At 47.3% G+C, this 12,580-nt stretch carries 11 protein-coding genes; 8 read left to right on the forward strand and 3 right to left on the reverse strand.

The genetic code is table 11. From position 1 onward, the window contains the following. Position 1: 1 nt before the first annotated feature. The 8 genes from F5971_RS11320 to F5971_RS11355 all read left to right on the forward strand — a co-directional run bounded on the left by F5971_RS11320 (position 2) and on the right by F5971_RS11355 (position 9,496). The gene (locus tag F5971_RS11320) at positions 2-931 is read left to right on the forward strand and encodes a flagellar motor protein MotB (protein WP_036512087.1); all 930 of its coding nucleotides are present in this window, start codon (positions 2-4) and stop codon (positions 929-931) included. Positions 932-1,003: 72 nt separating this feature from the next. Continuing rightward, the gene (locus F5971_RS11325) at positions 1,004-2,326 is read left to right on the forward strand and encodes an ABC1 kinase family protein (RefSeq protein ID WP_036512089.1); all 1,323 of its coding nucleotides are present in this window, start codon (positions 1,004-1,006) and stop codon (positions 2,324-2,326) included. A gap of 9 nt (positions 2,327-2,335) precedes the next feature. After that, positions 2,336-2,728: an acyl-CoA thioesterase gene (locus F5971_RS11330; RefSeq protein ID WP_036512091.1), complete on the forward strand. Its 393-nt coding sequence runs from the start codon at positions 2,336-2,338 to the stop codon at positions 2,726-2,728. Between the two features lie 13 nt (positions 2,729-2,741). After that, positions 2,742-4,616 (forward strand): sensor histidine kinase, encoded by a 1,875-nt coding sequence (locus F5971_RS11335; protein ID WP_193495009.1) that lies wholly within the window; start codon positions 2,742-2,744, stop codon positions 4,614-4,616. Then, complete coding sequence (locus F5971_RS11340; protein ID WP_036512094.1) at positions 4,613-5,047, forward strand: response regulator; 435 nt, start codon at positions 4,613-4,615, stop codon at positions 5,045-5,047. Before F5971_RS11335 ends, F5971_RS11340 begins: the two co-directional genes overlap by 4 nt. A gap of 2 nt (positions 5,048-5,049) precedes the next feature. Beyond that, positions 5,050-7,560 (forward strand): EAL domain-containing protein, encoded by a 2,511-nt coding sequence (locus F5971_RS11345; protein WP_051514487.1) that lies wholly within the window; start codon positions 5,050-5,052, stop codon positions 7,558-7,560. Between the two features lie 84 nt (positions 7,561-7,644). Further along, positions 7,645-8,790 (forward strand): 1-acyl-sn-glycerol-3-phosphate acyltransferase, encoded by a 1,146-nt coding sequence (locus F5971_RS11350; protein WP_036512097.1) that lies wholly within the window; start codon positions 7,645-7,647, stop codon positions 8,788-8,790. Continuing rightward, positions 8,783-9,496 (forward strand): lysophospholipid acyltransferase family protein, encoded by a 714-nt coding sequence (locus F5971_RS11355; protein WP_246187796.1) that lies wholly within the window; start codon positions 8,783-8,785, stop codon positions 9,494-9,496. Before F5971_RS11350 ends, F5971_RS11355 begins: the two co-directional genes overlap by 8 nt. A 59-nt stretch (positions 9,497-9,555) precedes the next feature. On the opposite strand, the gene fabB is transcribed toward F5971_RS11355, so the two are convergent. From fabB to F5971_RS11370, 3 genes are all read right to left on the reverse strand, one after another. Then, entirely contained in the window at positions 9,556-10,773 is a 1,218-nt protein-coding gene (gene fabB / locus F5971_RS11360) for a beta-ketoacyl-ACP synthase I (RefSeq protein WP_036512099.1), read from the reverse strand. Positions 10,774-10,865: 92 nt separating this feature from the next. Next, the gene (fabA, locus tag F5971_RS11365) at positions 10,866-11,381 is read right to left on the reverse strand and encodes a bifunctional 3-hydroxydecanoyl-ACP dehydratase/trans-2-decenoyl-ACP isomerase (RefSeq protein WP_036512101.1); all 516 of its coding nucleotides are present in this window, start codon (positions 11,379-11,381) and stop codon (positions 10,866-10,868) included. A gap of 162 nt (positions 11,382-11,543) precedes the next feature. Further along, positions 11,544-12,512 (reverse strand): polyprenyl synthetase family protein, encoded by a 969-nt coding sequence (locus F5971_RS11370; protein WP_036512103.1) that lies wholly within the window; start codon positions 12,510-12,512, stop codon positions 11,544-11,546. Between the last annotated feature and the right edge of the window lie 68 nt (positions 12,513-12,580).

Consider the following 12,580-nt stretch of genomic DNA (forward strand, 5'->3'; position numbering starts at 1 on the left):
GATGAGTGCAGAAGAAGAATGCAACTGTCCTCCTTGTAAACCGGGGTTGCCAGCATGGTTGGCAACTTTCGGTGACTTAATGTCGTTGCTCATGTGTTTTTTCGTGTTGCTGCTGTCGTTTTCGGAAATGGACGTTCTGAGATTTAAACAACTGGCGGGCTCGATGCGAGAGGCATTTGGTGTTCAAGCACAGATTAAGGTGGAAGATATTCCGAAAGGGACGTCAATCATTGCCAGAGAGTTTAGCCCAGGCCGTCCTGAGCCAACGCCTTTAAATGAAGTCAGACAAATGACCACCAATGTTGAGTTGCATACGCTGGATGTGCGCTCACAAGTCGGTGAGTCTGTATTGGAAGAACGGCAAGCTGAGTCGGAAGAGGAGCAGCGCCAACAGCAAGAAGAGCAAGCTCAACAAGACGCAATGAAGTTCGCTATGGCACTGTCAGCTGAAATTGGCGAAGGGTCAATTGAGGTTGAAACGGATGGTACGCGTATTATTATTCGTGTACGGGAGCGAGGTTCATTTTTGCAAGGGTCTGCTCGGATACAGGATGATTATATTCCAGTGCTAGAGAGAATTCGTGATGTACTGATAACGGTGCCAGGGCGGGTTACAGTACAAGGACATACGGACAGTACGCCATATGTTGGTCGACAGTTTGAATCAAATTGGGATTTGTCAGCGGCGAGAGCTTTAGCCGTTGCCCATGAGTTGTTTTCTGATCCTCGTACCAATGAAGCGAGGTTTACCGTCTCTGGGTATGCGTTCAGTCGTCCCCTAGTTCCGAATGATACCGAGGCGAATCGGGCACGTAACCGTCGCGTAGAGATCATTATTGAAAAGAGCGAATTGTTAGAGCAAATGCCGATTCGCACCAACCCACCCAGTATCAGTGAGCCAGAGCGGCTGATGCCAAACGAGATTTTTTAGCCGTCAGGTTGCTGTGTAAGCAGTGAGCCATGCTTCGTGCTTTCTCGTACTGAATAAAAAGGAGAAAGCACTATGCAACCCAAAACCAAAGCCGTGCCCTCAGGGCGTTTATCCAGAATCATGCACTTAGGCAGTCTCGTGACGCGAGTCGCGGGAGGGGTTGTTGCAGAAAGTGTTCGACAATACAGCAGTGGTCATCGACCAAGTCCGAAAGATGTGTTGCTGACGCCCGCAAATCTGAAACGCGTGGCCGAAAAGCTAGCACATTTGCGTGGTGCAGCGATGAAGGTTGGACAGCTCTTGTCAATGGATGCAGGTGATCTTTTGCCAGCGGAACTGTCGGAGCTTTTATCCCAATTGCGCGCTTCAGCGACGCCGATGCCGATGTTGCAGTTAGCTGAGGTCCTTGAGCAAAGTTTTGGCAATGACTGGCAGGCTTCGTTTCAGCAGTTTGGTTTTACCCCGATTGCCGCGGCTTCAATTGGCCAAGTGCATCGCGCTGTTCTGTTAAATGGTCAAGTTGTCGCTTTAAAAATCCAGTATCCCGGTGTTGCAAAGAGTATTGACTCCGACGTTGATAATGTCGTGTCCTTACTTAAACTGTCTCGATTACTGCCTGCGGGGTTGGATTTGACGGAGTTGATTGAAGAGGCCAAAGTGCAACTTCATGCCGAGGCTGATTACCAGCAAGAAGCCTCGCACTTACGCTATTACCGAGATTCTCTGGTGGGGAATCCACAGATACGCGTACCAGAGTATATTCCTGAACTCAGTACTCAGCATGTTTTAGCGATGAGTTATGAACAGGGGGAGCCGTTAGAGAGCGTCGAAACTCTATCGCACGGCATCCGCCAACAGGTTGCCGAAGCCCTACTGTCCTTATTCTTTCAAGAGCTATTTGAGTTTCGAAGAGTTCAAACAGATCCTAATTTTGCTAATTACCTCTACGATGCATCCACATCACAATTAGTGTTATTGGACTTTGGCGCAACACGCGTCTACTCTAAAACCATCTGTGATGCATACCGAGCGCTGTTTACAGCAGGTGTGCAGGGCGATTCGCAGTTGATGGAGCAGGCGGCTCGCCAGATTGGGTATTTCAGTGAGTCCGTCAATGAAGGGCAAGTGGCGTCAGTGATGCGTTTGTTTAGCTTAGCGTTGGAGCCCTTGAAAGCTGATCATGCCTATGATTTTTCCAGCACAGATTTAGCGCGACGATTGCGTGATCAGGGGATGGAACTCAGTTTTGGGCAAGGCTACTGGCACTCACCACCGGTAGATGCTTTATTTCTTCATCGTAAATTAGCAGGGTTGTATCTATTGTTTGCTCGGCTTAAAGTGAAGATCAATTGCCAAGGTGTACTAAGACCTTGGTTGACTCACGACGAACAATAGGATGCAAATATGTTTAGTTTCACGATTACGCCTGCGTTTTACGACACTGATGCCTTAGGCCATATCAACAACACACGTGTTCCGCAATGGTTTGAGGTGGCCCGTAATGATGTGTTTAAGTTGTTTACGCCAGACTTAAACCCAAAGACTTGGGAGTTGATCTTAGCACGCATTGAAGTCGACTTTGTGGGTGAGCTGTTTTTGAACAGTCCGGTAGAGATTAAAACCTATATCAGTCGCATTGGTAATTCGTCTTTTAGTGTGTATCAGGAAGCATGGCAAGATGGAAAACTTGGGTCTAAGGGCGAAGCTGCGTTGGTTCGCTATAATTTTAATGAGGGCAAGTCGATGCCGCTGACGTCGGAGCAGCGCGCGGCGCTAGAAGCACACCTTAAGGGATAGAGAAAGGAGATCAATGAATATCCCCATAATAAATGAGATCCCAGGGCGCATCTTGGCGCCCGTCCTCTTAGCTGTGGTGGCCATATTAGGCGTTTTTTATAATCATGAGCAAAAAATGGACGGTTTGGAGCGCTTAGTACTGGCCTCCGAACAGGATACGCTTAGGGATTATCTGACCTTGCAAAAACGACCGCTGAATGATTTGCATAATCAAGCACGATTTGATGAGCAACAGCTGCAATTCTCTATTTCATCCACGCGAGCACTGACTCGGTACAGTTTTATATTGGATCAAGATTTCAATCTTGTCATGAGTCTATCTGAGTTTGAACCCGGTAGATCGTTTGACTCAACGCTTCTCGACAACGATGCTTTGCTGATGAGTACGGTCAGCCACCTTTTGTTAAACGCATCTTCAGAGATTGAGGTGGAACGAGCCTCAAACACTCTTACACTCATCGGATACCTCGCTCTAGAGTACGGACATTTAATTGTGGTACGCGATCTCTCGCCGCAGATGGCCTACTATCGCACACAAGTATTGAGAATGACCTTTAAAGACGGTGTCACATTTTTATTGGCGGCCATGTTGCTGGCCATTGCCATGTATGTTGTCTGGTTTCGGCGCAGCAAAGCGGTATTGCAGACCTTGACCCAGATCGGGCGAGGTAACCTATCAGCGCGCTGTCACATCTCAGGTCGAAATGAAATGTCAGAAATTGCCCAAGCGATTAACCGGATGGCCGATCATCTGTCGTTAGCGCTTGACCGTGAAAAACACTTAGTGGGCCTCATCAATCGCTCACCGATTGTTGTGTTTGAATGGAAGAATTTGCCCGGCTGGCCTGTCAATTTCGTCAGTGAAAGTGTGAATAGCTGGGGGTATTCGGTTGAAGATTTTATCCAAGGTAAAATACATTTCTTTGATCTGATTCATCCCGATGATCAAGCACGAATATTAGCCGAGGTTACCCATTATTTAGCCAATGGCCCCGATGATTATCGTCAGGAGTATCGCATTCTATGCGCTAATCAAGAGGAGCTATGGGTTGATGATCGGACCTGGTTGGTTCGGGATGAATTGGGGCACGTCGCCATCATCTATGGAGTGGTTGTCGATGTGACGGAGCTTAAACGGTCTGAGCTGCAAATACGTGAATTAAATGATGTGTTGGAACAGCGAGTTGAAGAGCGAACAAACGCGCTTGAGGCTGCCAATCAGGAGCTGGAAGCCTTTACCTACAGTGTTTCGCATGATCTTAAGGCGCCCTTGAGGGGTATTGATGGATACAGCCAGTTATTAATGGAGGCTTACCGAAACCAATTGGATGAAGAAGGTGAAACCTTTCTACGCAACATCAGGGATGGTGTAGGGCAGATGCATCAACTCATAGAAGATTTATTATCCTACTCGCGTATTGAGCGTAAGACACTCCAAGCACAAGCGTTTGATGTCAGTCTATTTGTTAAAGAGTTGGTTGAGCATTCCTTAAAGACCGACCCTCACCCTCAGGCCAAAATTACAATCGACCTACCTTCCTGTCAGCTTGAGTTGGATCCAGATGGCTTTGCGCTAGTGATACGGAATATCTTGACGAATGCGCTTAAGTTTTCGATCAATAGGCAGCCGCCCATTGTTGAAATTCGTGGACGAGTAACAGATACTCGATTTGTGCTTGAAGTTAAGGACAATGGGGTCGGGTTTGATATGAAATATCATGATCGTATTTTTCAGATATTTCAACGCCTTCACCGACGTGAGGATTTTCCAGGGACAGGTGTTGGATTGGCTCTGGTTAAAAAAGCTATGCAGCGGATGGGCGGTGAGGTCAGAGCCGAAAGTGAGCTAGGCAAGGGTGCACTATTTATTTTGGAGTTTGATCTATGACGCAGGCGTATCTTCAGCAACCGATCTTATTGGTAGAGGACAATCCCGTTGATTTGGATTTGACCTTACGTGCCTTTAAGCGCAAACATTTTTTGAATCCAATCGAAGTGGCGCGTGACGGTGAAGAAGCATTAGCGTACATAGAACGCTGGGATGCGGGTGAGCGTACCCCTTTAGTTATCCTGCTGGATTTAAAACTGCCGAAGGTGAATGGGTTAGAGGTGCTTAAAGAACTCAAGCAACACCCCGTCTACAAAACCATACCGGTTGTTATTTTGACCTCTTCATCTGAAGGTGTGGATATGAAGACTGCTTACTCGTTGGGTGTCAATTCCTATATCGTGAAGCCAGTTGACTTTGCGAAGTTTATTGATGTTGCTGAACAGATAGAACTTTATTGGTGTGCGCTTAACCACCCAGAGACTCGATAAGTATGCGCGTACTGTACATCGAAGATAATGCGGTTGATGCAGATCTGACACGACGCTATTTCCAACAACATCATGCCATGATTGAGCTTGATATAGTCTCGAGCCTTGCCGATGGCATGGTAAAGCTGAGTCAATCCCATGACTATCATTTACTCCTAACCGATTTAAGGTTGCCTGATGGTTCTGGGCTCGAAGCGCTGTCTTGGGTTAGACAGCGGGGTGTTCCGATCTCAGTGGTGATACTGACAGGCCAAGGTGATGAGGCGTCTAGTTTGGCCGCACTCAAACAAGGTGCGGATGAATATGTTGTTAAACGCAATGACTATTTGCCAGGGTTGGCGGCAAGTTTGTTTTCGGCACTTGCGCGCTTTCGTTCAGTTCCTAAATACTTAAGTCGCCATATCCGTGTTCTCTACGTTGAGCACAACCCGTATGATGCCGATTTGGCATTGCGTTTTATGGCGACACATGCCCCTTATATCGAACTGACCTTGGTGTCATCCGCATCAGATGTGTTGGATCGTCTACCAGAGCAATCAAGCGAGCCCACCGAGTTCGATCTTGTCTTGATTGATTATCGTTTGCCCGGAAAAGATGGTTTAGAACTGGTAAGAGAGCTTCGCCATACTCGGCAATTGACCTTACCCTTGGTCTTGATTACAGGGCAGGGGAGTGAAGAGGTGATTGCACAAGCGCTGCACTTGGGCATCGACGATTTCATCTCAAAACATGACGGTTATTTATATGAGCTGGCTGCGTTTCTTGAAAAAGTATGTCGAACCTCTGAGCTGCGTAAAGAGCATCGAGAGTTATTAAAGCTGAATGCAGCCCTGCGGCAAGCTCAAGCTGTGTTTGATTCAACCAGTGAGGGAGTGCTGATCGCCGACCTGAAGCCGACGATTCTTGCGGTCAATAAAGCCTATACCGAAATTACTGGTTATGCTGAAGCTGAAGTCTTAGGCAAAAATCCAGGGTTTATAAAATCAGGCCGACACCATCGCACCTTTTACCAAACTCTTTGGAAAAGTTTGGCGGAGACGGGCAGTTGGCGAGGTGAGATATGGAATCGTCGTAAAACAGGTGAGGTGTTTCCACAGTTTTTGTCCTTGAATACGGTGGTTAATGAGCAGGGGCAAGCGACCCATTACGTGGGTATATTCAACGACTTGAGTTATCAGAAGGAGTCTGAACAGCGTCTTCAGACACTGACACACTATGATCCTTTAACTCAATTGCCAAACCGCTTGTTGCTCTTGTCTCGCATTGACCATGCGATTGATCAGGCCGAGGGGCAAGATCGACAAGTGGCGGTGCTGTACCTTGATTTGGACCGATTTAAAAATATAAATGACAGCTATGGTCATCAAGAAGGTGATGGGTGTTTAAAGGCTCTGGCTCAACGTTTGAGTCATCATTTGGGTAAAGAGGATACGCTGGCAAGGACGGGAGGGGACGAATTTATTGTTGTATTGGAAGGTCTCTCTCATCCAGAGCGCGCAGCACAGAAGGCCGAATCTTTACTTGAACTCATGCAAAAGCCGATTGTCTTGTCTTCTGGATTAGAAGTTGTCTGCGCAGCCAGTATCGGCATTAGCTTGTATCCCCAAGATGGGACAACGGCCACCGAGCTTATTCAATATGCGGATACGGCCATGAATCAGGCAAAAAGTCTTGGTCGTAATACGTATCGATTTTTTACAGAAGAGCTCACAATTCAAGCACGATGCCGTTTAGATTTAGAAAATAGCATTCGCAAAGCGCTCAAAGATAATGAATTTGTGTTGCATTACCAGCCTGTGATTGATGCGCATACTCAGCGTGTAGTTGGCGCAGAAGCGTTGGTGCGTTGGCACCAAAATAAACAGAACCTATTAGGGCCTGATCGGTTTATACCCGTGGCGGAAGAGTGCGGCTTGATTATCCCTTTAGGTCGCTGGGTGTTGCGTCAGGCGTGCCAGCAAATGCGACACTGGCTTGACATGGGTATCCACTTGGAGTTTATGGCGGTAAATCTGTCAGGTGTTCAGTTTAATTTGGGCAGCGTTGAGCAAGAAGTGTTCGAGGCGCTTCAGCGCTCAGGACTGCCGCCCTCGTTTCTGGATTTGGAGTTGACCGAAAGCATCATTATGAACTACGGGAGTCAATCACTCTCGGTAATGAATAAATTGAAGGAGCAAGGCGTGTCCTTGTCTATCGATGATTTTGGTACTGGGTATTCCTCTTTAGCGCATTTAAAAAACTTCCCGGTTGATCGATTAAAAATTGATAAACGCTTTGTCCAGAGCTTAGAAGAACAAACGAAAGACATGGCAATCGTCACCACCATTATTAATATGGCGCACAATTTAGGAATGAAAGTGGTGGCGGAGGGGGTCGAAACGCAAGCACAGCAGGCATTATTGAAACAGCTTGAGTGTGAGTTCTTTCAAGGGTTTTACTTTAGTCGTGCATTGGATGAGGACGCATTTGCCGATTGGTATGCTGCGCACTCATCAAAATACCATCATTCGTAAGGCTATTGGTTGGACTACGCTGCATTTTCGTTTGAAAACAGCTAAAATACAGCCCATTTGTCCCCTGAGGCTGTTTTTAAGAACATGAGTGAACATAGTCAAGTGGTTGATCCTTTTCAGTCAATACGTCCCTATCGAGACAACGAAGTCGCAGAGGTCCTTGGACGTATGTTGCGTGATAACGAGTTTGTAGATGTTATCACTCATTATCAGTTCCCACGTTTGCCTAAATGGGTTTTGCGCATTTTACGCCCTGCAGTCCGGATTGCGTTAGCGGCTAAGGTAGGTGAAATCGAGACGGTTTCTAGCTTCCAAACGTTGATTGCGGGCTATATGACAAAAATGATATCGCGAACAACCTCGAGGTTGAGTTGCAGCGGTATCGATCAATTGGACCCTCAAGAGGCGTATCTGTTTGTCTCGAACCATCGTGATATTGCGATGGACCCGGCCTTTGTGAATTGGGCTTTGTACCAGTATGGTATGAATACTGTTCGAATTGCGATTGGCGATAATTTGTTAAAAAAGCCCTACGTGTCAGATTTGATGCGTTTGAATAAGAGCTTTATTGTGCGTCGCTCGCTAAAAGCGCCGCGAGAAATGATGGCGTCCATGACGCAGCTGTCAGAATACATTGACCACAGCATTATGACGGGCCATTCTGTTTGGATTGCTCAGCGCGAAGGGCGGTCAAAAGATGGAAATGACAGAACAGACCCTACCTTATTGAAAATGTTTTATATGTCGCATCGTAAGCAGCGTAGTTTCGCTGAGATGGTGACGCGCCTGAATATTGTGCCGGTTTCCATCTCCTATGAATACGATCCTTGTGATGCAATGAAAGCACGAGAGTTGGCGGCAATAGAAGAGACGGGTAAGTACGAAAAAAGCCAATATGAAGATATCGACAGTATCGTGAAAGGTATTACCGGGGCTAAAGGTCATGTGCATGTGTCGTTTGGTCAGCCTATCCGGGGTATTTATGAAACACCAGAACAGTTGGCGCAGGAGATTGACCGTCAAATACGCTCGGACTACTACTTGCATCCATCCAATTTAGTGGCGGCAGGTGAATCCATTGATGCAAAAACAGAGCAAGCCTTTGCGGCACGCTTGGCTCAGGTCAGTGGTCGAGCCGAAGATTTTTTGCGGAATATGTATGCAAATCCTGTTTACAATCGACGTGAAGCTGAATCCTTAACGCAAAATGAGGCGGATTCTCATGCTTAAATTTCGAGCCTTTTTATTTGCCCTTGGTTTTTACCCCATCACGATACTCTACTCTATTCCCTGTTTACTAATCGGGCCCTTCCTGCCTTTTCGTCAACGTTTTGCTTTTTTTACTGGCATTAATTATTTCTACATCTCCTGGTTAAAGTGGATGTGTGGGGTGGATACACGAGTTCAAGGGCGAGAGCATTTACCAAATGCGGGCGCTTTTGTTGTTCTGGGTAACCATCAAAGTGAATGGGAGACCTTATATTTTCAAATCCTTGTTCGTCCACAGGTGGTAGTCCTTAAAAAAGAGCTTTTAAAGATTCCCTTTTTTGGTTGGGCGTTGGGTCTTCTGAAGCCGATCGCCTTGGATCGGTCACAGCGCAGAGGAGCGCTGAAACAGCTGTTGGAGCAAGGAGCGGCTCGCCTAAGTGAAGATATTCCCATTGTGATGTTCCCTCAAGGAACACGGGTTAAAGTGGGAGAGGAAGGGAAGTTTAATAAGGGCGGGGCTATGTTGGCTGTGAAAGCTGGCGTGCCGATTGTGCCGATTGTGCATAATGCTGGGCGCTTGTGGCCTGGTAAGTCATTCGTTAAGTACCCGGGAGTTATCGATGTTCATATTGGCCCTGCAGTCTTGACGGAAGGACGCAGTGTTGAAGATGTGCATGCCGAAGTGACTGAGTGGATGCTTGAACGTATGAAGTTGCTGGGGGCCTAACCTAGCCTGAAATCCAAAAAAAATGCCGGTTCTTACACCGGCATTTTTTTGGCTAAGAATCAGCCAGCGTATCGTTGAAAAATCAGCGTAGAATTGGTACCGCCAAAGCCAAAGCTGTTCGACATGACACGCTCAAGTTCGACGTTGTCCATGCGTTGAGTGACAACGGGCAAGCCTTCTGCTTCAGGGTCTAGGGTTTCGATATTTGCAGAGGCACAGATGAATTTATGTTGCTGCATTAGCAGGCAGTAAATAGCTTCTTGTACACCAGTTGCCCCTAATGAGTGACCTGCCAAGGATTTAGTGGAGCTGACTGGAGGCATTTGATCACCAAACAGGGTTTTCATTGCCTTCAGTTCTTGAATGTCACCCGCTGGCGTAGAGGTGCCATGGGAGTTAATGTAGTCGATTGGGCCGTCGACGCTTGCCATGGCTTGTTGCATGCAACGCACGGCTCCTTCACCAGAAGGGGCAACCATGTCATAGCCATCCGACGTTGCGCCATAACCGACGAGTTCGGCATATATTTTTGCGCCACGGGCTTTTGCATGTTCAAGTTCTTCAAGAACGAGCATGCCGCCGCCGCCCGCAATAACAAACCCATCACGATTTGCATCATAGGCTCTAGAGGCTTTTTCGGGAGTGTCATTGTATTTGCTGGATAACGCACCCATTGCATCAAACATGACACTGAGGGACCAATGCAGTTCTTCACCACCGCCTGCAAAAATAACGTCTTGTTTACCCAGTTGTATGAGCTCCATCGCATTGCCGATGCAGTGTGCACTGGTCGCACAAGCGGAAGTGATGGAATAGTTGACGCCTTTGATTTTGAAAGGTGTGGCTAAACAGGCTGATACAGTGGAGCCCATGGTGCGTGTTACGCGATAGGGTCCAACGCGTCGAACACCTTTATCGCGAAGGATGTCAGCTGTTTCGACGATATCGGCTGAAGAGGCTCCACCTGAGCCTGCAATGAGACCTGTGCGAACATTGGATACTTGGTCTTCTGTAAGGCCAGAATCCGTAATTGCCTGTTGCATGGCAAGGTAGGCATACGCCGATGCATTGCCCATGAAACGACGCAGTTTGCGATCAATCAGGCTATCGAGATCGATATCAATGCTGCCTGCAACTTGACTACGAAATCCAAGAGCTTGATATTCTGGCTGAAAACGTATGCCGGAGCGGCCTTCTTTCAGTGAATCCAAAACTGTGTCAGTATCGTTGCCAAGGCAAGACACGATTCCCATACCGGTAACCACAACGCGTCGCATGTGTAGACTCTCTCTGCTTTGTACGAAAACGTAAGTTTATCTGTCTATAGTATCTAGTGTAGCCACAAATCGTGAGTACACGCTTTATTATTTTAGAAATTTTCGGTGGAGGTGAATAACCCTACACGTAAATCTTTTGCGGTGTAAATTTCGCGACCATCGACGGACATGGTTGCATCTGCAATGCCCATCACCAGTTTACGTTCGATAACGCGTTTAAGTTGGATGTGATAGGTCACTTTTTTTGCGGTGGGCAGTACTTGTCCTGTGAATTTCACTTCACCGGCACCGAGTGCACGTCCACGCCCTTTGTTGCCTTTCCAGCCTAAAAAGAATCCAACAATCTGCCACATAGCATCAAGGCCTAAGCAGCCTGGCATCACGGGATCGGTTGGGAAATGGCAGTCGAAAAACCAAAGGTCAGGTGTAATGTCCAATTCTGCGATGATTTCGCCCTTACCAAACTCACCGCCGTCTTCAGTGATACTAATGATGCGATCCATCATCAGCATGTTTCCGACAGGGAGTCGTGCGTTGCCAGGGCCAAACATTTCGCCGTAGCCGCATTTTAATAGGTCTTCACGTTCAAAAGAGGAGGGTCTAGTCATTGGTTTTTATCTATCCAAGGGCCGATTGCAAAAATGAATAGGCGCTATTATATCTTTTCATGGCCTATCTGACATTAGTCAGAGTTGATTATTTAATGCGCAACCCATTAAAACCTGCATCTTTTTGAGTGATGACTGTGCGGTTTGGTCTTGAGGTTCGGTTTAATGTTTTCGCTGAGTGGCCATCTTGGCGAGCGTGATCAGCGTGTCTTTGAATGATGAGTTCGGTATTGCATCGAGCGCGGCAATGGCGAGATCAGACTGATGGCGTGCTTGCTCAAGTGCGTAGTCTATGGCTTGGGTTCTTGCAACGATATCCAGTACCGATTGTAAGTGTTCAATCCCGCCTTTTCGTATCGCTTGGCGTAAAACATCTCTTTCATCTTGGGTGCCTGTGCGCATGGCATAAATGAGGGGGAGTGTTGCCTTGCCTTCGGCTAAATCATCACCCACGTTTTTTCCCATCTCTTCGCTGCTGGATTGATAATCCATGACGTCATCAATCACTTGAAACGCAATGCCTAAATGGCGGCCATATAAACGCATGGCTTCTTGGGATTCGCTAGAGGCCTCGGCTAAAATAGCGCCGCACTCAGTGGCGGCTTCAAACAGCATGGCTGTTTTGCCAAGGATAACCTGCATGTAGGCATCTTCGGTGATGTCAGGGTTGCGTTGGTTAAGCAGTTGTAAAACTTCGCCTTCTGCAATGATGGTTGTTGCGTGTGAGATAACCTGCATGATTTCCATGCGGCCTATTTCGACCATGATTTGAAAAGCGCGAGAATAAAGAAAATCACCGACAAGAACGCTGGGCGCATTGCCCCATTTGGCATTGGCGGTGGCATTGCCGCGGCGTAACTCGGAGTTGTCGACGACATCGTCATGCAGTAGCGTGGCGGTGTGTATGAATTCAATAACAGCCGCCAGTTGGATGTGGTTTGAGCCTGAATACTGGCAGGCATTGGCGCTGAGCAGAACCAAAAGCGGGCGTAAACGTTTGCCGCCGCTTTCGACAATATAATGCCCCATCTTTTCGACAAGAGGAACGTTAGAACCTAAGTGATTGAGTATAAAGTCCGTAACGGCATCAAACTGGGGTTCGATAATCGGGTTTAACTGGTGTGGCTGCATGTTTTGAAGTCAGGCCGGCTCAATTAATGTTGCTGGCATGCTAGGGAGAAGGAGGGGCTATGTCAAGA

Origin of the sequence: Nitrincola alkalisediminis (assembly GCF_009821115.1) — a bacterium.
GTDB classification, from domain to species: domain Bacteria; phylum Pseudomonadota; class Gammaproteobacteria; order Pseudomonadales; family Balneatricaceae; genus Nitrincola; species Nitrincola alkalisediminis.

Excerpts from the sequence above, each read along its gene's own strand:
- F5971_RS11340 (WP_036512094.1), top strand. The coding sequence starts at position 4,613 with ATGACGCAGGCGTATCTTCAGCAACCGATCTTATTGGTAGAGGACAAT.
- F5971_RS11325 (WP_036512089.1), top strand. The coding sequence starts at position 1,004 with ATGCAACCCAAAACCAAAGCCGTGCCCTCAGGGCGTTTATCCAGAATC.
- fabB (WP_036512099.1), bottom strand. The coding sequence starts at position 10,773 with ATGCGACGCGTTGTGGTTACCGGTATGGGAATCGTGTCTTGCCTTGGC.
- F5971_RS11335 (WP_193495009.1), top strand. The coding sequence starts at position 2,742 with ATGAATATCCCCATAATAAATGAGATCCCAGGGCGCATCTTGGCGCCC.
- F5971_RS11370 (WP_036512103.1), bottom strand. The coding sequence starts at position 12,512 with ATGCAGCCACACCAGTTAAACCCGATTATCGAACCCCAGTTTGATGCC.
- F5971_RS11345 (WP_051514487.1), top strand. The coding sequence starts at position 5,050 with ATGCGCGTACTGTACATCGAAGATAATGCGGTTGATGCAGATCTGACA.
- F5971_RS11350 (WP_036512097.1), top strand. The coding sequence starts at position 7,645 with ATGAGTGAACATAGTCAAGTGGTTGATCCTTTTCAGTCAATACGTCCC.
- F5971_RS11330 (WP_036512091.1), top strand. The coding sequence starts at position 2,336 with ATGTTTAGTTTCACGATTACGCCTGCGTTTTACGACACTGATGCCTTA.
- F5971_RS11320 (WP_036512087.1), top strand. The coding sequence starts at position 2 with ATGAGTGCAGAAGAAGAATGCAACTGTCCTCCTTGTAAACCGGGGTTG.
- F5971_RS11355 (WP_246187796.1), top strand. The coding sequence starts at position 8,783 with ATGCTTAAATTTCGAGCCTTTTTATTTGCCCTTGGTTTTTACCCCATC.
- fabA (WP_036512101.1), bottom strand. The coding sequence starts at position 11,381 with ATGACTAGACCCTCCTCTTTTGAACGTGAAGACCTATTAAAATGCGGC.